The organism is Streptomyces afghaniensis (assembly GCF_044327915.1).
GTDB classification, from domain to species: Bacteria; Actinomycetota; Actinomycetes; order Streptomycetales; family Streptomycetaceae; genus Streptomyces; species Streptomyces afghaniensis.
This window is the reverse complement of record NZ_JBIRGJ010000002.1, coordinates 170,902-193,716: the sequence shown is the minus strand read 5'-3', so window position 1 is coordinate 193,716 and position 22,815 is coordinate 170,902. Positions and strand designations below refer to the sequence as shown.

General features: G+C 69.6%; 19 protein-coding genes. 8 read left to right on the top strand and 11 right to left on the bottom strand.

Features of this window, described 5'->3' with window-relative positions:
• Nucleotides 1–120: 120 nt before the first annotated feature.
• Nucleotides 121–3,099: a glycoside hydrolase family 35 protein gene (locus ACH4G3_RS07150; protein ID WP_397623543.1), complete on the bottom strand. Its 2,979-nt coding sequence runs from the start codon at nt 3,097–3,099 to the stop codon at nt 121–123.
• 81 nt (nt 3,100–3,180) lie between these two features.
• Between ACH4G3_RS07150 and ACH4G3_RS07145 the strand changes: the two genes are divergently transcribed.
• A complete protein-coding gene (locus ACH4G3_RS07145) occupies nt 3,181–3,639 on the top strand; it encodes an RrF2 family transcriptional regulator (protein WP_030836803.1) in 459 nt (152 codons plus the stop codon).
• A 367-nt stretch (nt 3,640–4,006) separates the two neighbouring features.
• A complete protein-coding gene (locus ACH4G3_RS07140; RefSeq protein ID WP_397623542.1) occupies nt 4,007–4,660 on the top strand; it encodes a DUF4360 domain-containing protein in 654 nt (217 codons plus the stop codon).
• A gap of 49 nt (nt 4,661–4,709) precedes the next feature.
• Here the strand turns inward: ACH4G3_RS07140 and ACH4G3_RS07135 are convergent, their stop codons facing one another.
• Nucleotides 4,710–5,441 carry an alpha/beta fold hydrolase gene (locus ACH4G3_RS07135; RefSeq protein ID WP_397623541.1) on the bottom strand — a complete coding sequence of 244 codons (732 nt, stop codon included), beginning with the start codon at nt 5,439–5,441 and terminating at the stop codon, nt 4,710–4,712.
• A gap of 107 nt (nt 5,442–5,548) precedes the next feature.
• Between ACH4G3_RS07135 and ACH4G3_RS07130 the strand changes: the two genes are divergently transcribed.
• The 3 genes from ACH4G3_RS07130 to ACH4G3_RS07120 all read left to right on the top strand — a co-directional run bounded on the left by ACH4G3_RS07130 (nt 5,549) and on the right by ACH4G3_RS07120 (nt 8,677).
• Nucleotides 5,549–6,100: a YciI family protein gene (locus ACH4G3_RS07130; RefSeq protein WP_397623540.1), complete on the top strand. Its 552-nt coding sequence runs from the start codon at nt 5,549–5,551 to the stop codon at nt 6,098–6,100.
• 175 nt (nt 6,101–6,275) lie between these two features.
• Nucleotides 6,276–7,256, top strand: a complete 981-nt coding sequence (locus tag ACH4G3_RS07125) for an arabinan endo-1,5-alpha-L-arabinosidase (RefSeq protein ID WP_397623539.1) — start codon at nt 6,276–6,278, stop codon at nt 7,254–7,256.
• Nucleotides 7,238–8,677 carry a family 43 glycosylhydrolase gene (locus tag ACH4G3_RS07120; protein ID WP_397623538.1) on the top strand — a complete coding sequence of 480 codons (1,440 nt, stop codon included), beginning with the start codon at nt 7,238–7,240 and terminating at the stop codon, nt 8,675–8,677. Before ACH4G3_RS07125 ends, ACH4G3_RS07120 begins: the two co-directional genes overlap by 19 nt.
• Before the next feature lie 39 nt (nt 8,678–8,716).
• Here ACH4G3_RS07120 and ACH4G3_RS07115 read toward each other — a convergent pair whose 3' ends face one another.
• The 8 genes from ACH4G3_RS07115 to ACH4G3_RS07080 all read right to left on the bottom strand — a co-directional run bounded on the left by ACH4G3_RS07115 (nt 8,717) and on the right by ACH4G3_RS07080 (nt 19,267).
• Nucleotides 8,717–10,510 carry a pyridoxal phosphate-dependent aminotransferase gene (locus tag ACH4G3_RS07115; protein WP_397623537.1) on the bottom strand — a complete coding sequence of 598 codons (1,794 nt, stop codon included), beginning with the start codon at nt 10,508–10,510 and terminating at the stop codon, nt 8,717–8,719.
• A 162-nt stretch (nt 10,511–10,672) separates the two neighbouring features.
• Nucleotides 10,673–11,821 (bottom strand): aldose epimerase family protein, encoded by a 1,149-nt coding sequence (locus ACH4G3_RS07110; RefSeq protein ID WP_397623536.1) that lies wholly within the window; start codon nt 11,819–11,821, stop codon nt 10,673–10,675.
• Between the two features lie 56 nt (nt 11,822–11,877).
• Nucleotides 11,878–13,122, bottom strand: coding sequence for a multiple monosaccharide ABC transporter permease (gene mmsB / locus ACH4G3_RS07105; RefSeq protein ID WP_397623535.1), 1,245 nt, complete (start codon nt 13,120–13,122; stop codon nt 11,878–11,880).
• Nucleotides 13,119–14,669 (bottom strand): multiple monosaccharide ABC transporter ATP-binding protein, encoded by a 1,551-nt coding sequence (gene mmsA / locus ACH4G3_RS07100; RefSeq protein ID WP_397623534.1) that lies wholly within the window; start codon nt 14,667–14,669, stop codon nt 13,119–13,121. Before mmsA ends, mmsB begins: the two co-directional genes overlap by 4 nt.
• Before the next feature lie 32 nt (nt 14,670–14,701).
• Nucleotides 14,702–15,814, bottom strand: coding sequence for a multiple monosaccharide ABC transporter substrate-binding protein (gene chvE / locus ACH4G3_RS07095; protein WP_354735416.1), 1,113 nt, complete (start codon nt 15,812–15,814; stop codon nt 14,702–14,704).
• A gap of 143 nt (nt 15,815–15,957) precedes the next feature.
• Nucleotides 15,958–16,926, bottom strand: coding sequence for a hypothetical protein (locus ACH4G3_RS07090; protein WP_010042363.1), 969 nt, complete (start codon nt 16,924–16,926; stop codon nt 15,958–15,960).
• Between the two features lie 111 nt (nt 16,927–17,037).
• The gene (locus ACH4G3_RS07085) at nt 17,038–18,042 is read right to left on the bottom strand and encodes a zinc-dependent alcohol dehydrogenase (protein ID WP_397623533.1); all 1,005 of its coding nucleotides are present in this window, start codon (nt 18,040–18,042) and stop codon (nt 17,038–17,040) included.
• A 61-nt stretch (nt 18,043–18,103) separates the two neighbouring features.
• Nucleotides 18,104–19,267, bottom strand: a complete 1,164-nt coding sequence (locus tag ACH4G3_RS07080; protein WP_397623532.1) for a mandelate racemase/muconate lactonizing enzyme family protein — start codon at nt 19,265–19,267, stop codon at nt 18,104–18,106.
• Between the two features lie 243 nt (nt 19,268–19,510).
• On the opposite strand from ACH4G3_RS07080, the gene ACH4G3_RS42375 reads away from it, so the two are divergent.
• Nucleotides 19,511–20,377, top strand: coding sequence for an SCO2400 family protein (locus ACH4G3_RS42375; protein WP_449657596.1), 867 nt, complete (start codon nt 19,511–19,513; stop codon nt 20,375–20,377).
• A 328-nt stretch (nt 20,378–20,705) separates the two neighbouring features.
• On the opposite strand, the gene ACH4G3_RS07070 is transcribed toward ACH4G3_RS42375, so the two are convergent.
• Nucleotides 20,706–21,152 carry a MarR family winged helix-turn-helix transcriptional regulator gene (locus ACH4G3_RS07070; RefSeq protein WP_397623530.1) on the bottom strand — a complete coding sequence of 149 codons (447 nt, stop codon included), beginning with the start codon at nt 21,150–21,152 and terminating at the stop codon, nt 20,706–20,708.
• A 102-nt stretch (nt 21,153–21,254) separates the two neighbouring features.
• Between ACH4G3_RS07070 and ACH4G3_RS07065 the strand changes: the two genes are divergently transcribed.
• Nucleotides 21,255–22,277 carry an NADP-dependent oxidoreductase gene (locus ACH4G3_RS07065; RefSeq protein WP_397623529.1) on the top strand — a complete coding sequence of 341 codons (1,023 nt, stop codon included), beginning with the start codon at nt 21,255–21,257 and terminating at the stop codon, nt 22,275–22,277.
• A 92-nt stretch (nt 22,278–22,369) separates the two neighbouring features.
• The gene (locus tag ACH4G3_RS07060) at nt 22,370–22,789 is read left to right on the top strand and encodes an organic hydroperoxide resistance protein (protein WP_397623528.1); all 420 of its coding nucleotides are present in this window, start codon (nt 22,370–22,372) and stop codon (nt 22,787–22,789) included.
• Nucleotides 22,790–22,815: the final 26 nt, after the last annotated feature.

Here is a 22,815-nt window from a genome sequence, read left to right as displayed (position 1 = left end):
AATCCGCTGATGAAACGCCGTCTTCGCACGAGGTTCCCCTCCCTGTCGGAAAGCCCTGAAGGGCCCACACGGTGAACCAGCGTCCCGGAGAAGGCAAGGCACGGGTACGGCTCGATCCGGTCACACCGGCTTGACGGGCACCCCTCCGGCCGCCGCGCCCAGCAGCGTCAGCCGCACATCCCTCGGACCGGACGGTGTGGTCCCGTCGGACAGCACCGCCAGGGCCAGTGTGTTGGCGCCACGTGTGCGCAGGATCCCGTTCGGCAGCACGAACGTGTGCTGCGGCCCTACGTCGTTGATGTACTGCCCCATGTTCCAGCCGTTGAGGAAGATCTGGACGCGGTAGGCCCGCTTCGGGTCGTCGTCGAGGACGAGTCCGACGGAGGCGTCCACGCCCGGGTCGACGTCCAGCCGGAAGCCGGTGCGGTACCAGGTGACGCCCTGCCTACGGCCGGCCCGGGGGGAGTCGGTCTCGTCCCAGTCCCCGTCGTCGTACTCCGGCAGGTGCCAGCCCTCGCGCTCCCCGTACAGCCCGCCGTTGTTCATCGGCCCGCGTGCGGGGTCGGGCGTGGATGCGCCCTGGATCCGCCAGGTCACCTTCGGGGAGGCGCCCCCGAAGGTGACGGCGGTCAGTCCGCGCGCGGCCTTGTGCGTGTCGAGCGCCCTGCCGTCCATGTCGTGCTGCATCGGCCGGACGAGCACGGACAGCACATGCCGGCCACCACCCTCGCGGCGCTCCTCACCCAGCCTCTCGCGCAGGTCCTCCGGCAGGGCGAAGGTGGCCTTAGCCGTCCAAGTGCCCTGCCGTGCCCGGTCCTTGTCCGGCACCGGCATCCGGTGCGTGCCCAGCGGCTCGCCGTCCAGCCAGGCCATCAGCAGGCCCTGCGTGCCCGTGCTGTAGTCGAGGGACACGGACTCCAGGCCGCTCGCGTCCGTCCACTCGCCCCGGTACCAGACGTCGCCGTAGTGGAAGCCGTAGTCGTCGGCGAACAGGACGGGCTGCCCGTCGGGCACGGGCGTCGTGCTGAACGACGTCTTCTTGTCGGCCGCCGTCCAGCCGGAGTCGTCGAAGCCGGGGTCGGCCTCCGGGTTCTCGGCCCGCCGCCGCCAGCCGTCGAGGGCGGGCAGGGCCGGCCGGGTCACGCCGGGCAGCGGCTTCAGCGCCAGCAGACTGCCGGAGGCGCTGATCCGGGTGGGCACCGGGCGCCCGTTCCACGTGACATGGGTGATCCCGCGCGGCCCCCACACCTCCAGGCCGGTCTGGGCGGTGGTGTCGCCGGTGAGGTGGACCGTGGAGCCGCGCAGCGTGGCCGACCGCAGCAGGGCGGGGCCGTAGACGAGGAGCGGGCCGGATGGCGTCTCGTACGGCCACAGCCTGAGGGCCGTCGCGTCGTCGGCGAACAGCAGCAGCATCGGTGTGTCCACGCCGTCGCCCTCGACCCGCACCCGGCTCAGCCCGCCGGCACCGAGCGGAGCGGTGACGTTGAGCTTGCCGAGGTTCCAGGACCACGCGGGCTCCGCGTCCAGCCGCATGGGCGTCGGCTCGTCCGCGCAGTCCAGTACGACCTGGGCCAGATCGCCCCGCCGGCCCGCGAACACCGCGATCTCCTGGCGCCCGGCGGTCAGGCTCAGCATCGGCTGCACGGTGGCGTGCACCAGCGTCCGCTTCCCGAGCTTCAGCCCGGCGGCGATCAGCTTGGCGTCCCGCGCCGGGACCGTGACCGGCACGTCGATCCCGGCTTCCGGCAGTGTCGAGGTGACCGCCTTCCCGGAGTCGTTGCGCAGGACGTAGAAGTGGGCGCCGGTGTCGGGGTTGGCCAGGTGGTAGACCCTGATCCGCTCGTCGGTGGCCCGCACGGCCTTCGCCCGGTCCAGCCTGGCGAGGTCCGGCACGTACCGCAGCAACTGCCCGATCTGGTGCATCGGGGCGAGCTTGGGTGTGGCGTTGCGGGCCTCGTCGAAGGCCGCGCCGTAGTCGTACGAGGTGTAGACGACCGGCGCGGGCAGCCAGCCCCAGGAGGTGCCGCCGTACGTCATGTAGACGTTGTGCAGCGTGATGCCGTTGGCGAGGTTGGTGAGGTAGAAGCGCCGCTCGTACGCCGCGTCCCGGGTCCGGCGGGCCTCGGCGTAGCCCTTCCCGCCGAACCAGGACCCGCCCCACGGGTCGAACCAGCCCCCGCCGAACTCGGGCACGAACCCGGGCGTCTTCGGACTGGCCGTGGCCCCGCCCTTCCTGCCGCCGGTCCCGAACGACCCCCAGTCGGGCGGCACCTCGTCCGGCTCCGGATAGCCGTCGAACCCGTACAGCCAGCGCCCCTTCTCACCGCCGGTGCCGAACGACCCCGGGGCCCAGTCCCCGTTCCGCCCCTTGTCGTTGTGGAACAGCGGTACGTCGATGCCGTCGGCGCGGACCTTCTCGTAGAGGTACGACATGTAGGCGCGCCCGGCCGGCTCGTCGACGTGCGCGTCGTACTCGTTCTCGATCTGGTACAGCAGGACCGTGCCCGTGCCCCGGGTGAACAGGCGCTTGGCGACGATGGCGTTGACGGCGGTCAGCCACTCGTCGACGTACCGCAGATACGTCGGGTCGGAGGTCCTGGCCGCGCCCTCGGTCGCGGTCAGCCAGCCGGGGAAGCCGCCGGCGTCGACCTCGGCGTTGATGTACGGGCCGGGCCGCAGGATCACGTACAGACCGGTCTCGGCGGCCATGCGAAGGAACAGGTCCAGGTCGCGCACACCGGTGAAGTCGTACCGGCCGGGGGCGGGGGAGTGGTAGTTCCAGGCGACGTACACGCTGACGGCGTTGTAGCCGTGGGCACGCATCTTCTCCAGCATGTCCCGCCACAGGGACGGGCTCGGCAGCCGGAAGGGGTGCAGCTCGCCCGACCAGAGGACGAGGCGCCGGCCGTCGACCAGCAGCGAGTACCGGTCGAAGCCGACCTCGTGCCGCCGGCCGTCCGCGCTCGGCACCGGGGGCGGCGGGCCCGTGGGCACGGTCCGTGCCGGGTTGGCGGAGGTCGGCGACCCGCTGCCGGTCAGCGCGAAGCCGAGCGCCGCCGTGCCGGCGAGAGCGTGGAAGGTACGCCTGCTGAGCTCCAAGGGAGCGCCTCCTGTTGTGCTGCCGTGCCGTACGTGGTGCTGGTGGGTCATTGTCTACGGGCCGACCGCGACAATGGTCGTATGAGGATCTCGGCACGTGCGGACTACGCGGTACGAGCGGTCGTGGAACTGGCCGTCCGGCAGGGCGAAGGGCCGGTCAAGGCGGAAGCCGTCGCCACCGCGCAGGACATCCCCCACAAGTTCCTGGAGGGGATCCTCGGCGACCTGCGGCGCGGCGGTGTCGTCGACAGCCGGCGCGGCGGGGGCGGCGGCTACCGGCTGGCCCGGGAGGCTGCGCAGATCACGGTTGCGGACGTGATCCGGGCCGTGGACGGGCCGATCGTCTCGGTGCGCGGAGAGCGTCCGACCGGCCTCGCCTACTCCGGCACGGCCGAGCCGCTGCTGCCGCTGTGGATCGCCCTGCGGGCCAATGTGCGCAGGATCCTGGAGGGCGTGACGATCGCCGACCTCGCGGCCGGCGCGCTGCCCGAGCCGGTGGAGCGGCTGGCGGCGGAGCCGGCGGCCTGGGAGAACCCGTAGCGGGCCGGGGCCTGGGAGAACCCGTGACGGGCCGCGTCCGCGGGGGAGCCGGTGGGTGATCCTCATCGCGTCCTCGGGGTGTCCTGGTCTGACGCACTGCTAACGCACCTTATGCGCCCTCCGGTACCGGTGGTGCCGACGGGGCCCGCGTGGAAGGGCGGTACGCCCCTTCCCCGGGTGTGATCCCGCCACTGTGAATGGCCGGAGACCGCCCTGGCCGACCCCTTCCGCCCTGCGTACGATGCGACCGCTCCCGGCCTTCACAGCTCCTTCATCGAATGGTCACAGGTCGGGCGCGCATGCGCTGTCGTCTTGACATGCCCATGTCTACTCCAAGTTCCACCCCCCACGAACGGATGGGAGAACCATGGCCGGTGGCCTGCTCCTGAGCGGCGCGGTAGCCGCGCTCCTCACCAGCGCACTCCCCGCACAATCCCCGTCCTCCGGGTTCGTCGACCCGCCCCCGGACAAGATCGTCATCAAGGTCGCCACGGTGAACGGCTCCGGCTGTCCGCAGGGCACGGCGGCGGTCGCCGTCTCCGAGGACAACACGGCGTTCACGGTCACCTACAGCGACTACCTCGCGCAGGCCGGCGGGAGCTCCGACCCGACCGCGTTCCGCAGGAACTGCCAGCTCAGCCTGATCGTCCACGTGCCCCAGGGCTTCACGTACGCCATCGCCAGCGCCGACTACCGGGGCTTCGCCTCACTCCAGCGCGGCGCGAGCGGCTCCCAGCGAGCCTCGTACTACTTCCAGGGCTCGCCCAGCACGGTGGCCAGGAACCACCCCTTCAGCGGCCCCTACAACGACAACTGGCAGGCCACCGACGAGACGGACTGGGCCCAACTGGTCTACGCGCCCTGCGGAGTCCAGCGCAACTTCAACATCAACACCGAGCTCCGGGTCAACGCCGGTACGCAGTCGGCCGACAAGGTCAGCTTCATGACGATGGACTCGACGGACGGGGACATCAGCACGGTGTACCACATGGCGTGGAAGGAGTGCCCGGGGAAGTCCTGACGGGATGGGGGCGGCCCACCGGGTCGTCGGGCCGGGTGGGCCGCCCCGTTCATGTGCTGTTGCTCAGCTGCCGGGCGAATCGGCGAACCGCATCGCTGAAGGCGACCGGGTCGTCGAAGTTCGAGAGATGCCCGGCTCTCGGGATCAGCTCGACACGGGCGCGCGGATGCGCCCGGGCGAACTCCGCCTCGCCGGACCGGAAGACGCTGTCCTTCTCCCCGTTCAGGATGAGCACCGGAGCCGCCACGTCACGCATCGCCTCCGCGTCGAAACGCCCCAGCACCTCTCCCCAGGCGGCGGGCAGGGTGGGGAAGGCGTAACCGGCACGGATGGTGGCCTCGACGACCTCGGCCGGATACATCCTGCGCAGCAACGAGTCGTTCCACCCGGCCAGCCGGTCCGCGGGCAGCCGCGGGACGAGCCCGGCGACCCACCGGTACGGCACCGCCCACGCCCCACGGGTCGAGGCGCTGGCACCCGCGAGCACCAGCCCGCGCAACAGCTCCGGGCGGACCCGCGCGAACTCCAGTGAGGCGTAACCCCCGAGCGAGTGCCCCACCACCAGGGCAGGCCCCTTCCCGAGCGACTCCACGGCACCGGCGATGACCTCCACTGCCGCCTTCAGGCTCCAGGCCTCGGCGGAACGGGACCCGTGCCCTGGCAGATCGACGGCGACCACGGGGAACTCGCCCCGCAGGGCGGCGAGTTGCGGGCTCCACTGTCCCGCGCTGAACCGGGTCCCGTGCACGAAGACGATGGGCGTCCCGTCGACTGCCGTCATGATCCCCCCGAATCGAACCGGCGCTGCTGCCCGACCGACTGTACGCCGACGCCCGACCCGTAAACCCGCTTGAGCCGCTGCCGGGCCTTGGGGAAGTGTCTGCGTGCATGGAGTTCTTCTGCTACCACCGCGATCGCCCCGGCTCGCTGCCGCTGCGCCAGGAGCTACTGGAGCGGCACTGGTCCTACATGGACCGGTACGCGGCCGAGATGATCGCCCGCGGCCCGACCTTCGCCGGTGACGGCGAAACCCCCACCGGCAGCGTCCACATCCTCGATCTGCCGGACCCCGCCGCCGCCCGGGCCTTCGCCTTCGACGAGCCCAACTACCAGGCCGGCGCGTACCGGGACGTGATGCTGCGCCGCTGGCGCAACCTCCTGGGCCGCACCATGTGGGACTTCCCCGGCGGCCCGACGACCGGCCACCGCTACCTCGTGCTCGGCCTGGGCTCGGCCCCGGCGGCGCCCGGCCTCGACACGCCACCCGACTCGGACGACCTGATCGCCTACGGCCCCCTGCTCTCCGACGACGGCTCCGCCTGGCTGGGCACGGCAGCGCTGGTCCGGGCCCCGGACGGGGAGACGGCGCGCGGTGTGCTGACGCGGGGCCGGTATGCCGAGGTCGAGGCGCATGCGTGGGAGTTCGGCGGACGGCGGTGACGAACGCCGGTGCGTGTTCCGGGCAGTGGGCCGGTCCATGTTCCGACGTCAGCCGAACGGTTTGTTGCTGCGCGGACCATTGACGCGGAAGAGGTTCGATTCTACGGTCCGTTCGAACTTGCGATCGCTGTTCGAAATGTCGGCCAGTGTTACCCCCCGCCGCAAGGAGGACTGTATGAGCCGCTCCATCCTGCGCAAGAGAACCGCCCTGCTCGCACTCCCCGCCGCAGCCCTGCTCGCCCTGATGCCGAGTGCGGCGTCCGCGTACCCCAACCCCGGCCGGGTCACCGGGGACATCGTCACCCACGACCCGTCGATGGTCCGCACCTCGTCCGGTCAGTACCTGCTCTACGCGACCGGCGGCGGCATCGCCAGCAAGACGTCCGGTGACCGCACGGCCTTCCGCAACGGCAGCGACGCCTTCTCCAGTCGGCCGGGCTGGTGGCGGAACTACTCCTCCGTCCCGGAGGCCTGGGCGCCGGACATCTCGTACCACGGCGGCAAGTACCTGATGTACTACTCCGTCTCGAAGTTCGGCTCGAACACCTCCGCCATCGGCCTCGCGACCTCCAGCACCGGCCAGCCGGGCAGCTGGACCGACCAGGGCACGGTCTACACGTCGAACTCCGCCAGCGACTTCAACGCCATCGACCCGAACCTCTTCGTGAACGACGACGGCAAGTGGTGGCTGTCCTTCGGCAGCTGGTGGACCGGGATCAAGATGATCCAGATCAACCCCGCCACCGGAAAGCAGCTCTCCACCAACACCACCCGCCACTCGCTCGCCTCCCGCCCCACCGGGACCAAAGCCGTCGAGGCACCCTTCATCGTCAAACGGGGCGGGTACTACTACCTCTTCGCCTCGTACGACACCTGCTGCAACGGGACCAGCTCGACGTACAAGGTCAAGGTCGGCCGCGCGTCCAGCGTCACCGGGCCGTACCGCGACAAGAACGGCGTCGACATGATGAACAACGGCGGCACGCCCGTCCTGGAGTCGCACGGCAGCATCATCGGCCCGGGCGGCCAGTCGATCCTGAAGGACACCGACGGCGACCTGATCGTCTACCACTACTACGACGGCAACGACAACGGCACCCCCAAGCTCGGCGTCAACCTCCTGAACTGGAGCAGCGGATGGCCCGTCGCCTACTGACCCTGCTGGCCGCCCTGCTGCTCGCCCTCAGCGTCGGCCAGCCCACCGCGAGCGCCGCCTCGTTCGCCAACCCGGTCAAGTCCGTCAAGGGCGCCGACCCCTGGATCTCCTACCACGACGGCAACTACTACCTGGTGACGACCAGTTGGACCGACGTCATCACCATCCGCAAGTCCGCCACCCTCGCCGGGCTCGCCACCGCGCCCAGCGTGCAGGTGTGGAAGGGCGACGCCGCCTCCCGGTGCTGCAACATCTGGGCACCCGAGCTGCACTTCGTGGGCGGCCGCTGGTACCTGTACTACGTCGCCGGACAGAACGTGTCCGACTACAACCCGACGCAGCGCAGCCACGTCCTGGAGAGCGCCGGCTCCGACCCCATGGGCCCCTACACCTACAAGGGGCAGCTCAGCTCCGCCTGGATGCTGGACCCGAGCCTGATGAACGTGGGCGGCCGGCTGTACATGCTGGGCAGCGCGATCACCACGGGCGGGACGCAGAACCTCGTCATCGCGCCGATGTCCAACCCGTACACCGTCAGCGGCTCCTACTCGACGATCTCGACACCGACGCACTCCTGGGAGCGGCAGGGCGGCACCGTCAACGAGGGTGCGGAGGTGCTGCAACGCGGCGGCCGGACCTTCCTGATCTACTCCGCGAGCGGCTGCTGGACGCCCGACTACAAACTCGGGCAACTGGAGCTCACCGGCTCCAACCCGCTGTCCGCGTCCTCCTGGACGAAGAAGTCCACGCCCGTCTTCCAGCGCAGTGACGCGAACGGGGTGTACGGGCCCGGCCACAACGGCTTCTTCACCTCACCGGACGGCCGCGAGAACTGGATCGTCTACCACGCCAACGACTCCGCCTCCGAGGGCTGCGACAACGGCCGGACGACCCGGGCCCAGAAGTTCACCTGGAACTCCGACGGCACCCCCAACTTCGGCACGCCCGTCCGGCTCGGGGCGTCCCAGCCCGGGCCGTCGGGCGAACCGGCGTCCGCCGCCACGACCTACACGGTGACCAACCGCAACAGCGGCAAGTGCCTGGACGTCGTGGGCGGTTCGGCGGCCGACGGCGCCAACGTCGTGCAGTACACCTGCAACGGCGGAACCAACCAGCGCTGGCGCCTGGAGGACCTGGGCGACGACACCCACCGACTGGTGAACGCCGCCACCGGCAAGGTCCTCGACACGGCCGACTGCTCCGCCGCGGACGGCGCCGACCTACGCCAGTGGTCCTGGCTGAACAACACCTGCCAGCGGTACCAGTTCGTCGCCACGGACGGTGGCTACGTCCGCATCGTCAACAAGGCCACCGGCAAGGTGGCCGACGTGGCCAACTGCTCGACGGCGGACAGCGCGGACGTACGCCAGTGGACCTGGCTCAACAACACCTGCCAACAGTGGAGACTGAACCCGGTTTAGTACGACGTCCCCAGGGGCGCGGGGAAGGCGAGAAGGGCACTACCCGGCCTGCCCCATCCCCGCCGCGTTGGGCCACGCCTGCGCCCCCGGCCACCCGGTCGCCGGCGCAGGCGACAACCCGTTCGTCCCCCTGACCTGCGCCGCCGTCAACCCGCCCCGCGCGGGAACCCCCGGCGGCGTGGGCCCGGTGGCGGCCGGCACGGGCGCCGGGGCAGGCGCCGGGACCGGAGCGGGCGCTTGCGCCACAGGCGCCAGCGGCGGTGCCGGCGCGGCCATCGGCTGGGGCGCCGGCTGCGGCACGGACTGCGGGGCAGGCTGCGGGACGGGCTGGGGAACCGGCTGAGGCATGGACTGCGGGACGGCCTGCGGCATCTGCTGCTGCCCCATCTGCCCGAAGTGCCCACCCAGCCCTGTCTGCCCACCCAGCCCTGTCTGCCCGCCCTGCCCGACCTGCGCCGCCGCCGGCATCGGCATCCCACCGCCCGGCCCGGCGGGCACGGCACCCGCCGGCACGGCGGACGCGGCGGCGGGGAGCGGCATACCGGTGCCGGCGGCAGCGGGAGCGACGGCGGGCCCTGGAGCGCCACCGCCGGTGGCCTGTGCGGCAAGGCCCCGCATGCCGGATCCGTTGGTCTCGCTCACCAGACGGTCCACTGCCGCCGTACCCGAGCTGTAGCTGGTCCCATTGCCCAGCTCGGGTACGGCGGCTCCCCTCCTGGACGTCCCGTAGAGCACCTGTTCCAGGCCGGACACCAGGCGACGCACGTCCACCTGGGGGCGCACGACGAGACGCAGGAAGCGGCTGGACGAACCGATCTTGTTGCCGCACTCGCGGACCAGGATCCGGTGCTCGGTGAGCATCCGGTCCCGGACCACGGTGCCCTCGGCGCCCACGGGGAGGCGCACGAAGAGGAAGTTGCCCTGCGACGGGTAGACCGTCAGCCCGGGCAGGGAGGACAGCTGGCTGGCCATGTCGAGCCGGTCGCGCCGGACCTGCTGGAGGCTCTGCGCGTACTCGGCGCCGTGCTCCTTGAGCATGAAGACGACGTGCTCGGCGAAGGAGTTGAGGTTCCACTTGGGCAGCATGGAGCGGACCCGCCCGGCGAGCGCGGGGTTGGCGACCAGGTAGCCGAAGCGGATGCCGTGCAGGCCGAAGTTCTTGCCGAGGCTGCGCAGCACGATGACGTTGGGCCGCAGCATCGCCTCCTGCACGACACTCGGCTCGGCCTCGGCGTCCGCGAACTCCAGGAACGACTCGTCGATGACGACCAGGTCGAGGTCGGCCATGGCGTCCATGAACTGGACGATGGCGTGCTTGTGCAGGAAGCCGCCGTCGGGGTTGTTGGGGTTGCAGATGACGGCGACGCGCGTGCCCCGGGCACGGATGAACTCGGCGTATTGCGCGAGGTCGAGGGCGAACCCGCTGGACTCCTGGAGCGGGAACATGTCGACCCGCTTGCCGGTCTCCATGGGCTGGTCGGTCCAGCGGCCGAAGGTGGGGACGGGGATGGCGAGGGACTCGCGGACGAGCAGGTGGTCGATCCAGGTGATGAGCTCGGTGGAGCCGTTGCCCATCGCCACGCACTGCGGCGGCAGCTGGAGCAGGCTGCACAGCTCGGCCGTGATGGTGTCGGCGCTGCTCGGGTAGTACGTGATGATGTCGCGGAGTCTGGCCGACATGTCGTCGAACATGGCCGGGGTGGGGAAGTACGGGTTGCAGGGGATACAGAAGTCCACTGGCCCCGCGCCTTCGCCGCCCTCACGTGTCAACGCCGCCATCGACGGGCTGTGCGCCGCGGTGCTGCGGAACAGCGACGTGACGTTGTCGGCCATGGAACCTCCGTATAGGGCGGATCCGTTGGGGACGACCGGATCCGACGTTTGAGGACGGCCCGCGCGGGGGAGCGCGGGCCGCCCTTACATACGGAGGCTGTGGTGGCGCTGTTCAACCACTGAAGGTCCCCTCAGAAAATTGTGCGCCACCTGTGAAGACGATCAGCAGCCGAACGTGTGGACCGTCGTCGTCCGGTACGTCTGCCCGGGCCGCAGCACCGTCGACGGGAACGACGGCTTGTTCGGCGAGTCCGGGAAGTGCTGCGTCTCCAGGCAGAGCGCGTCGCCCTGCCGGTAGGTGCGGCCGGACGGGCCGGTCAGCGTGCCGTCGAGGAAGTTGCCGGAGTAGAACTGCAGGCCCGGCTCGTTCGTGGCGATCTTCAGGCTGCGGCCGGAGGCGGGGTCGCGCAGGGTGGCGACGTGCTCGGGCCGGGCGGTGATGCCCTTGTCGAGGACCCAGTTGTGGTCGAAGCCCTTGGCGGTGACCAGCTGGGGGTGCGAGGTGCGGATGTCGCGGCCGATCGCCTTGGCGCGGGTGAAGTCGAAGGGCGTGCCCGCGACCTTCGCCAGCTCGCCCGTCGGGATCAGACCCGAGTCGGTGGGCGTGAAGCGGGAGGCCGCGATCTGCAGCTCGTGGTCCTCGATCGTGCCGCTGCCCTCGCCGGCCAGGTTCCAGTAGACGTGGCTGGTGAGGTTGACGACGGTGGCCTTGTCCGTGGTGGCCTCGTAGTCGATGCGCCAGTCGCCGTGCCGGGTGAGCGTGTACGTCACCTTCGTCTTGAGCGTGCCCGGGTAGCCCATCTCGCCGTCGACGCTCGTGTAGTACAGGTACAGGCCGACGTCGGAGCCCTTGGTGAACGGCTCGATGTCCCATACGCGCTTGTCGAAGCCCTTGGCGCCGCCGTGCAGGCTCTGCTCGCCGTCGTTGACGGAGAGCTGGTAGTTCTTGCCGTCGAGGGTGAACTTGCCCTTGCCTATCCGGTTGCCGTAGCGGCCGATCAGGGCGCCGAAGTACGGGCTCTTGGCGACGTAGTCCTCGATGTTGTCGAAGCCCGCGGAGACGTTGGCGTAGCGGCCGCGGCGGTCGGGGATCTCCAGCGACTGGACGATGCCGCCGTAGGAGAGGACCTTGAGGCGGGTGCCGCCGTTCTCCAGCGACCAGCTGTAGACCTTGGTGCCGTCGGCGAGCTTGCCGAAGAGCTTCTTCACCGGCTTCCTGCCTCCCGTGGCGTGCGCCGTGCCGCCGAGCGTGGTGGCGGCCATTCCCGCCGCCGCGGCTCCCGCGATGACCGTGCGTCTGTTCAGTTCCATGCGTGCGGCTCCCGATAAGGAGAGGGCCCCGCCTTCCGGCGGGGCCCCGATCTGACTTACGAACCGACCTTGCGCTTGTTCCACACGTCGAACCCGACCGCCGCCAGAAGCACCAGGCCCTTGATGACCTGCTGCCAGTCGGTGCCGATGCCGACGAGGTTCATACCGTTGTTCAGCACGCCCAGGACCAGGCCACCGATGATCGCGCCGAGGACGGTGCCGACACCGCCGCTCATCGACGCGCCGCCGATGAACGAGGCCGCGATCGCCTCCAGCTCGAAGTTGAGGCCGGCCTTGGGAGAGGCCGCGTTGAAGCGGGCGGCGAAGACCAGACCCGCCAGGGCCGCGAGCATGCCCATGTTCAGGAAGACCAGGAAGGTGACCTTCTTGTCCTTCACACCCGACAGCTTGGCCGCGGGCAGGTTGCCGCCGATGGCGTAGATGTGGCGGCCGATGATCGCGTTGCGCATCACGTAGCCGAAGCCGACGAGCAGCACACCGAGGATCAGCAGGACGATCGGGGCGCCCTTGTAGCTGGCCAGCAGCATCGTCAGCGTCAGCACGGCGGCGCCGATCGCGACCAGCTTCAGCAGGAACAGCTTGAAGGGCGGGACGTCCAGGTTGAACTCCTGCTGCCGCCTGCGGTCCCGGACCTCCTGGAAGATCACGAAGGCGATCATCGCGAAGCCCAGCAGCAGCGTGAGGTTGTGGTAGTTGGTGTTCGGACCGACCTCGGGCAGGAACCCGTTGGCGACCTTCTGCAGCCCGTCCGGGAACGGGCCGAGCGTCTGGCCCTCGAGGAAGATCTCGGTCAGACCGCGGAAGATCAGCATGCCCGCCAGGGTCACGATGAACGACGGTATGCCGCCGTACGCGATGAAGAACCCTTGGATGGCACCCGCGACCGCGCCCACGGCCAGGCACAGCACCACGGCGAGCGGCCAGGAAATATCCTGTTTGACCATGAACACGGCGGCCATCGAGCCCACGAACGCCGTCAGCGAGCCGACCGACAGGTCGATGTGGCCCGCGATGATGACCAGCATCATGCCGATCGCGAGGATCAGGATGTAGCTGTTCTGCAGGACCAGGTTGGAGACGTTGCGCGGCAGCAGCAGGTCGCCGTCGGTCCACACGGCGAACAGCACCACGATCAGGCCGAGCGCGAACAGCATGCCGTACTGCCGCATGTTGCGGCGCATGCCGTCCAGCATCAGCTGCAGCAGTCCGCCGCCGGTGGCCGTCCCTCCCTTGCCGGGCGGCGCGGGGGCCGGCGTCTTGGCGGTCACGTCCGTGCTCATCGGGTTACCTCTTTGTCCTTCGTCATCTGACGCATCAGCGATTCCTGTGAGGCCTCGGCCCGCGAGAACTCACCGGTCAGCCGCCCGGCGGCCATCGTGTAGATGCGGTCGCACATGCCGAGCAGTTCGGGCAGCTCGGAGGAGATGAAGACGACCGCCTTGCCCTGGGCGGCCAGCTGGTCGATGACCGTGTAGATCTCGTACTTGGCCCCGACGTCGATCCCGCGCGTCGGCTCGTCCAGGATCAGCACCTCCGGGCCGGAGAAGATCCACTTGCTGAGGACGACCTTCTGCTGGTTGCCGCCGGACAGCTTCCCCACCGGCTCGAAGACGGTGGGCGCCTTGATGTTCATGGACTTGCGGAAGCCCTCGGCGACCTGCCGCTCCTCGTGCTCGTCGACCACACCGCGCTTGGCGACCTTGCTCAGGGCGGTCAGCGAGATGTTCCGGTTGATGGTGTCGATGAGGTTGAGGCCGTAGTGCTTGCGGTCCTCGGTGACGTACGCGATCCCGTGCTTGACCGCCTCGGGGACGGACTTCGTACGGATCTCCTTGCCGTCCCTGAGGACCGTGCCGTCCGCGTACCGGCCGTACGTCCGCCCGAAGACGCTCATCGCGAGCTCGGTGCGGCCGGCGCCCATCAGGCCGGCGATGCCGACGATCTCGCCGCGCCGCACCTGGAGGGACACGTCGTCGACGACCTTGCGCTGCTGGTCGATCGGGTGGAACACGGTCCAGCCCCGGATCTCCAGGGCGGGCGCCACACCCTGCTCGGGCTCGTGCGGCGACCGCTCCGGGAAGCGGTGCTCCAGGTCGCGGCCGACCATGCCGCTGATGATCCGGTCCTCGGTGGTCTCCGGCGCCTTCACATCGAGGGTCTCGATGGTCTGGCCGTCGCGGAGGATCGTCACCGAGTCGGCGACCTTGCGGATCTCGTTGAGCTTGTGGGAGATGATGATCGAGGTGATGCCCTGCTTCTTCAGCTCCAGGATCAGATCGAGGAGCTTGTCGCTGTCCTCGTCGTTCAGGGCCGCGGTCGGCTCATCCAGGATGAGCAGCTTCACCTTCTTCGACAGGGCCTTCGCGATCTCCACGAGCTGCTGCTTGCCCACGCCGATGTCGGCGACGCGGGTGTCCGGGTGGTCGGAGAGGCCGACCCGGCGGAGCAGCTCGGTGGCGTGCCGAAGGGTCTCGGTCCAGCTGATGATCCCCCGGGTGGCGTGCTCGTTGCCGAGGAAGATGTTCTCCGCGAGGGAGAGGTAGGGCACCAGGGCCAGTTCCTGGTGGATGATCACGATGCCGCGCTCTTCGCTGGCCCGGATGTCCTTGAACTGGCAGACCTCCCCCTCGAAGAGGATGTCTCCCTCGTAGGTGCCGTGCGGGTGGACGCCGGAGAGGACCTTCATCAGGGTCGACTTGCCGGCGCCGTTCTCGCCGCAGATGGCGTGGACCTCGCCCTGCCGGACGGTCAGGGTGACGTCCGACAGCGCCTTGACGCCGGGAAAGGTCTTGACGATCGAGCGCATTTCCAGGACGGGTCCCGCCATGGTCGTGCCTTCCAATCAGAGTGAGCCGGCGGTTACTTGAGGTCGCTTGCCTTGATGTAGCCGGAGTCGACAACTTCCTTCTGGTAGTTCGTCTTGTCGACGGCGACCGGCTCGAGCAGGTAGGCCGGGACGACCTTCGCGCCGTTGTCGTAGGTCTTGGTGTCGTTGACCTCGGGCTTCTTGTCGTTCAGCAGCGCGTCGACCATGTTCGAGGCGACCTTGGCGAGCTGGCGGGTGTCCTTGTAGACGGTCATCGACTGCTGGTCGGCGATGATCGACTTCACCGAGGCGAGCTCGGCGTCCTGGCCGGTGACGATCGGCAGCGGCTTGCTCTTGGAGCCGTAGTCGTCCGACTTCAGCGCCGAGAGGATGCCGATGGAGATGCCGTCGTAGGGGGAGAGGACCGCGTCGACCCGCTCGCTCTTGTAGGCCGAGGTCAGGATGTCGTCCATGCGCTTCTGGGCGGTGCCGCCGTCCCAGCGCAGGGTGGTGACCTGGTTCAGCTTGGTCTGGCCGGAGCGGACGACGAGCTGCTTCTTGTCGATGTAGGGCTGCAGGATGTTCATCGCGCCCTGGAAGAAGTAGCGGGTGTTGTTGTCGTCGTTGGAGCCGGCGAACAGCTCGATGTTGAACGGGCCCTTCTTGGAGCCGTCCTTCAGGCCGAGCTTCTCGACGATGTAGGTGCCCTGGAGCTCGCCGACCTTCTCGTTGTCGAACGACGCGTAGTAGTCGACGTTCTTCGTGCCGAGGATCAGGCGGTCGTAGGAGATGACCGGGATGTTGGCGTCCTTGGCCTGCTGGAGCACGTTGTTCATCGACTTGTTGTCGATGGCCGCGACGATCAGCGCCTTCACACCCTGGGTGATCAGGTTCTCGACCTGCGAGACCTGCTGGTCCGGGTCGTCCTCGCCGTAGACCAGCTGGGTCTTGTAGCCCTTGGACTCCAGGTCCTTCTTGACGTTGTTGCCGTCGGCGATCCAGCGCTCGGAGGACTTGGTCGGCATCGCGATGCCGATGGTGCCGCCCTTGGCGCTGCCTCCGCTCTCCTCACTGCCACCTTCGCTGTTCTGGCCGCAGGCGGACAGGGTGAGGGCGAGGGACGCGGCTCCGGCTATGGCGGCGAGAGCGGCTCTGCGGTTACGCATGATGATCATCCTTGATCTGTGTGCAGGGCTCGGTCTGGGAGGCGCGAAAGTCGCTCCGGGTGGTCGTGCCGGAAAGACCGAGAAGAGATGTGTCGGATTGTGGTCGGCTGTGTCTTCTTTTGTGAAGCTCAGTTTCCGGAACGTTATGCCGAAATTTCGAACCGTTGCAGATCGCCCGGCAGCCGTGACCCGAGCGGCGCCATGTCGCCGTCGGCGCCGTGGCGGGCCAGGAGGTCCAGAGCGAGGCGGCCGCGCCGCACGCGTTCCTTGGCCGTGGCCAGGGTCAGCTCCCGCATGTGGTGCCCGTAGGGGTAGATCCCGGGCGCCTTGGAGAGGCCGAACTTCAGGTAGAGCGGCGCGCCGCGTCTGATGAGTTCGGCGACCTCGTACATCCGGACGTAGCCCCCGAGGTCGTCCGGGGCCTCGATGTACATGTCCATCGGGGCGCCCGACACCCGGCGGATCTCGGTGAGGTGATCGAGCGTCAGGTCGCTCGGCACGTTGACGGAGTCGGCGCCGAGGCGCTCGTACACCGCGTACGCCGCCGGGTTGACGGGCCCGATGAGCGCGCTCACCTTGAGGGTCGTGTCGGCCGGGATGATGCCGGCCGCGCGCGCCCGGTGCAGTGTCCACAGCACGCCCTCGTCGGCGACGAGAAGGCACTTGACGCCCAACTCCGTGGCCCGGACGGCGTCTTCGACGCATCCGGCGACGGCGTCGTGGCCGCGGGCTCTGAGGCCCCCGCCGCGCGAGTCGGTACGCGTGGAGCCGCCGATGTCCCACGTGCCGCGCGGGCCGGTGAACAGGCAGAGCTCGATGTCGCGCTCGGCCGTCGCCTCGACCATCTCGGTGATCTCGGCGTCGGTCAGCATCCACACGCCGCTGCCCTGGCTGATCCGGTGGATCGGCACGTCCAGCCGCGAGGCCTCCTTCAGGACCACCGCCAGCGCCTCGGGCCCCTCGCACGAGGGGATCTCGGTGCGCCAGCGGCCGCCGCCGGGGAAGGAGTGCGGCGAGGCGTCGGCGGGGTCGAGGGCGGGCGCGCTCAGGCCCAGCGTGGTGAGCGCCTGCTCACCGGGCCTGCGGGCTGCCGTGGCGGAAGCGTCGGTCACAGGAAAGTCCTTCGGTTCGATATTTCGGACGAGGTTCGCGGCTCTGGGTATGACAAGGCTGGGTGTACGCCGGTACGGGAGCCGTCAGGTTGCCCCCGTACCGGCGTACGTCTAGGGGCGGAGCAACACCTTGCCCACCTTCGGATCGCCGGCTCCCACCAGCTCGATGGCCTGCGAGAACTCGGCGAGCGGCAGCTCGTGCGTCACCAGCGGCAGCGGGTCGAGCAGACCGGCGGCGAACACCCGCACCGTGTGCGCCCAGGCGTCCGGCGGAGCACCGAAGACGGTGTGCACCTCCAGCTGCCGTACGACGAGATCGGTCGGGTCGAGACCGTCGGCGCCCGGCGCCGGGATCCCGGTCAGGACCAGCCGGCCGCCGCGCCGGAGCAGGGCGGCGGAGATCCGGGCGGCGTCCGCGGAGCCGGCCGTCTCGATCACCACGTCGAAGTCGTCCGGGAGGTCCTGGTCCTTCGTCCGGAAGTCCGTCGCGCCGTACTGCCGCGACAGCGCCTCACGGTCCCGGCGGGTGCCGACGACCAGCAGCTCGCCCGGCGAGCTCGCCTTCAGGAACTGCACGGCGAACATACCGAGGGTGCCGGTGCCGACCACGGCGACGCGCTCGCCGGGCTGTGCGTTCCCCTTCAGCGCGGCCGCCGCGATACAGGCTGCCGGCTCCAGGAGGGCCGCGGCCGTGAGGTCGCAGTCGTCCGGGAGGGCGTGCAGGAGACGGGCGGGGAGCGTCAGCGTGGCCGCCATCGCGCCCGGCTGGGTGAACCCGGTCTCCTCGTAACCGGCCGTGCACAGGGTCGTGTCGCCCGCGTGGCAGCGGTCGCAGACCTGGCAGTTGCGGAACCCCTCACCGACGACCTTGCGGCCGACGAGGGACCCGGGGACACCGGCGCCCACGGCCTCCACCGTCCCGGACCACTCGTGGCCCGGGGTGAGCGGGTAGCGGACGTAGCCCTCGGGGCGGTTGCCCTGGTAGACCTCGCGGTCGCTGCCGCAGATGCCGGAGGCGTGGACACGGACGAGCGCCTCGCCGGCCTCGGGCTGCCGGGGCTCGTGCGGGACGAGACGGTGCTCGCCCGGGGCGTCGATCACTACGGCGGTGCTCACGTCGCTCCTGGGAGTTTCGAAGCTTTCGGTTGCCGGTTCCGGGTTTCCGGGGGCCGGACGGTCACTGGGCGCCCTTGGGCTTGCGCTGCTCCCAGCCGTCCGCCCAGAGGTCGAAGCGGGCCTGCTGCTGCGGGAACTCGGCGGCGGCGTCGACGTCCAGCTCCACGCCCAGGCCGGGGGCGTCGGAGAGGTGGAAGCAGCCGTCCTCCGGGTTCACCTGCGGGGCGCCCTTGACCACCTTCTTGATCTCCGCGTCCGCGAAGTCGTTGAAGTGCTCCAGGATCTTGAAGTTCGGGGAGGTGAAGCCCACCTGGAGGGAGGCGGCGGTCAGGACCGAGCCGCCGACGTTGTGCGGGGCCACCAGCATGTAGTGGGTCTCGGCCGTCGCCGCGAGCTTCCGGGTCTCCCAGATTCCACCGATATGGCCGACGTCCGGCTGGATGATGTCCACGGCCTGGCTCTCGAAGAGCTCGCGGAACTCGATCCGGTCGTGGATGCGCTCACCGGTGGCGACCGGCATGTCGACCTTGGCGGCCACCTTCTCCAGCGCCTTGAGGTTCTCCGGCGGGACCGGCTCCTCCAGCCACGCCGGCTTGAACGGAGCGAGCTCCTTGGCCAGGCGTACGGCCGTGGCGGGGGAGAAGCGGCCGTGCATCTCCAGCATCAGCTCGGCCTCGGGGCCGATGGCGTCCCGGACCGCCTCGATCAGGGAGACGGCGTAGAGGGTCTGCTGGTGGTCGAGCTCGAAGTGCCCGGTGCCGAAGGGGTCGATCTTGAGCGCCCGGTAGCCGCGCTCCATGACCCCCTGGGCCGCCTTGTGGTACGCCTCCGGGGTGCGCTCCGTGGTGTACCAGCCGTTGGCGTACGCCTTGACCTTGTCGGTGACCTTGCCGCCCAGCAGCTGCCAGACGGGGACGCCGAGGGCCTTGCCCTTGATGTCCCAGCAGGCCATCTCGATCACGGCGATACCGGACATCACGATCTCGCCGGCGCGGCCGTAGTCGCCGTACTTCATCCGCTTGACGAGGTCCTCGACAGCGAAGGGGTCGGAGCCGAGAATGTGATTGACCTCAGCCTCCTTCAGGTAACCGAGCAGGGCGTCGGTGTGTCCCAGCATCCGGGTCTCGCCGACTCCGGTGATCCCCTCGTCGGTGTGCACCTGGACGTACGTCAGGTTGCGCCACGGCGTCCCGACCACGTGTGTGCTGATTCCGGTGATGCGCACGGCGGTTTTCCCTCGCAGCTTCGTCGGCTCGGTTCTGTCAGTCGCTCAGCTTCGACGTGTTCGAGATTTCGGCACACGTTCGAAATGCTGGCGTGACAGTAAGGACGCGGCGGTGGGGGTGTCAATGGGTCGCGCGCATAACGGTTTCGACAGTTTCGAAACCATGGCGGCGGCGTGTCCCTACAGAACCTTCACAGCTGGATCTAGGAACGTGACCGGCGCGGAACTTAATCTTCCCGCGTCATGGACTATTGCGACCCGTGCCGACGGCACCTCAACGGCGCGCTCGCCTGCCCGGGGTGTGGCACCTCAGCCGATGCGCTGCGCTGGCGTGAGCCGGAGTACGGCGGGTATGACGCCGTTCCTGCGGGCGGGGATGGCGGGGATGGCGGGGGCGGCGTGCATGATGTGCACGGCGTGCACGACGGGTCTGGCGACGGGTCTGGTGAGCCCGATGAGTCCGACGGCCCCGATGGTGAATTCGGCGACGAGGGAGAGCCGTTGGGGCGTGCCGCTCGACGGCGCGGACGTGGACGCGGGCGTGAGCGCGAGCACGGGCCGGTCGGTGAGGGTCCGGGTGAGGGGCAGGGCGGTGGGACGAGCCGGCGGGACCGGAAGGCCGCGGCGCATCGCCGGCGGCGGCGCCGGACGCTGTTCGTCGCGGCGGGGTTCGTGCTGGCGGCGGGTGGGCTGAGCCTCGCGGAGCTCGGCATGGACGCGCCCAAGTCGACGCCGAAGCCGGCGGCGGCGGGGGGTGAGTCGGCGGACGGCGACGCGTCGGTGGAGGCGGGGGAGACGGGCGGCCAGGGGGAGGGGGCCCGGGCTGAGGCGTCATCACCATCCCCTACGCCCAGCGTGTCTGACTCCCCGTCGGCTTCCAAGTCCCCGAAGCCGGACAAGTCCGAGGACGCGAAGGACGACGAGACGCCGAAGGGCTCCGACTCGACGTCGACGGACACGCCCGCCAGCGGCCCGACATCGGGCCCTACGACCGCCCGGCCGGCCCCAGCCCCGGCACCCACCCGAACCCAGGACCCGACGCCCCGGCCTCCGGCGCCGGAACCGTCCCCCTCGGAGACGTGCAACCGCTTCCTGTGGTGGTGCGCGTAGCGCCTGACGCCGGGTGGTGGGTCGGGGCCGCGCCGGGGGGTGTCCGTCCTCGGAACGGCGCGATGGGGTCGGATACCGACTAACCGTCCGTTGACGCGCCAACCGCTGCGGGCGGACACCCCCCGACACGTCCCCTTCCGTGCGTCGGCGGGTGCGGGTGCGTGGTGGCTCAGCTGCCGCAGGCCGCCGGTCCCGCCTAGCTGCGGGCAATCGTGCCGCTAAGGGCGGCACGGGTGGGCGCAGCAGCACCCCGTTCCGCCGGGCTGCGGACCCACCCGGCCTCAGCGGCTACGCCGAGCACCCTGCAACACCCCGCACCACCCCGGCCTCACCCCAGCATCCCCCGCAACGCATTCCGCAGCGCCACCCTCTCCCCCTCGGAAAGCCCGGCCAGCGGCTCCCGGGCGAACCGCAGTGACTCCCGCAGGCTGCGGGCCACCCGCCGCCCCTCGCTCGTCGCCGCCGCCACCTTCACCCTGCGGTCCGCGGGATCCGGCTGCCGCTCCACCAGCCCCCGCGCCTCCAGCCGGTCCACGATCCCCGTGACGTTCGACGGTTCGCACTTCAGCCGCTGGGCGAGCCTTCTCATCGGCAGCGGCTCAAGGCACAGCAGGCTCAGCAACCGGGCCTGCGCCCCGGTCAGGGCATGTTCCGCCGCCGCCTCCTCGTAGTCCTCATGGAACCGCGCCACGACCTCCCCGATGAGCTCGACGACCTCAAGGGTCAGCGGATCGGGGCGGTGGCTGTTCAGGGAGGTGGATGTGGTGGAGGCCATGGAATCGAGGGTACCCGGTTATTTGACAACCTGAAATTTTCAGGAGCATGGTTGTTTCAGGTACTGAAACATTCGCATCGAGCCAGTGAGGTAAGGCGCATCATGACCGACACCCCCACCCTCCCCGCCGTCAGCCGCGAGTGGCACCTGGTCAGCCGCCCCGTCGGCTGGCCGAAGCCCGAGGACTTCGCCTTCGTCGAGGCGGAGGTTCCGCAGCCGGGTGAAGGTCAGGTCCTCGTGCGGAACAAGTACCTCTCCGTGGACCCGTACATGCGCGGCCGTATGAGCGACGCGAAGTCCTACGTCGCCCCGTTCGAGCTCGGCAAGGCCATGCAGGGCGGTGCCGTCGGCGAGGTCGTCGCCTCCAACGCGGAGGGGCTGGCCGTCGGCGATCACGTACTGCACTTCCTCGGATGGCGCGAGTACGCCGTCGTGGCCGCGAAGAACGCCGTGAAGGTGGACCCGGACGCCGCGCCGCTGTCGACGTACCTCGGCGTGCTGGGCATGACCGGCCTCACCGCCTACGCGGGGCTGCTGCGGACCGCCTCCTTCAAGGAGGGCGACACCGTCTTCGTGTCCGGTGCCGCAGGTGCCGTGGGCGGCCAGGTCGGGCAGATCGCCCGGCTGAAGGGCGCCTCGCGGGTCATCGGCTCCGCCGGGTCGGACGAGAAGGTGAAGCTCCTCACGGAGGAGTACGGCTTCGACGCCGCCTTCAACTACAAGGACGGGCCCGTGAGCGAGCAGCTGCGCGCCGCCGCTCCCGACGGGATCGACGTCTACTTCGACAATGTCGGCGGTGATCACCTGGAGGCCGCTCTCGGGGCGCTCAACGAGGGCGGGCGGATCGCCATCTGCGGGATGATCTCCGTCTACAACAACACCGAGCCCGTTCCCGGTCCGAAGAACCTCCCCCGGCTGATCGCGACCCGTGGCCGTATGGAGGGCTTCCTCGTGAGCGACCACTACGACCTTCAGCCGCAGTTCGTGCAGGAGGTCGCCCCCTGGGTCGCCTCCGGTGAGCTGAAGTACCGGGAGACCGTCGTCGAGGGCATCGAGAACAACCTCGAGGCGTTCCTGGGTGTGCTGCGCGGTGACAACACCGGGAAGATGATCGTCAAGCTCTGACCTTCTGATGCATTCCGGTATGCGGTAAGTTTTTTCCGAATCCGCTCGGCCCGGGCGCGAGCCGCGGCGGACGACCGAAGGAACACAACCGCATGCCCATCCAGCAGTCCGACGTCCTGTACACCGCCGTCGCCACCGCCGAGGGCGGGCGCGACGGACGGGTCGCCACCGACGACGGCAAGCTCGACGTCGTCGTCAACCCGCCGAAGGAGATGGGCGGCAGTGGCGCCGGGACCAACCCGGAGCAGCTGTTCGCCGCCGGCTACAGCGCCTGTTTCCAGGGAGCTCTCGGCGTCGTCGCACGTCAGGAGGGGGCCGACCTCACCGGGTCGACCGTCACCGCCAAGGTCGGCCTCGGGAAGAACGGCGACGGGTTCGGGATCATCGTGGAGATCTCCGCCGACATTCCCAAGGTGGACCGGGGCACCGCGCGGTCGCTCGTCGAGAAGGCCCACGACGTGTGTCCCTACTCGAAGGCGACTCGCGGGAACATCACCGTGACGCTGGTCTGACGACAGTCGTTGCGTACGCGGAGGCC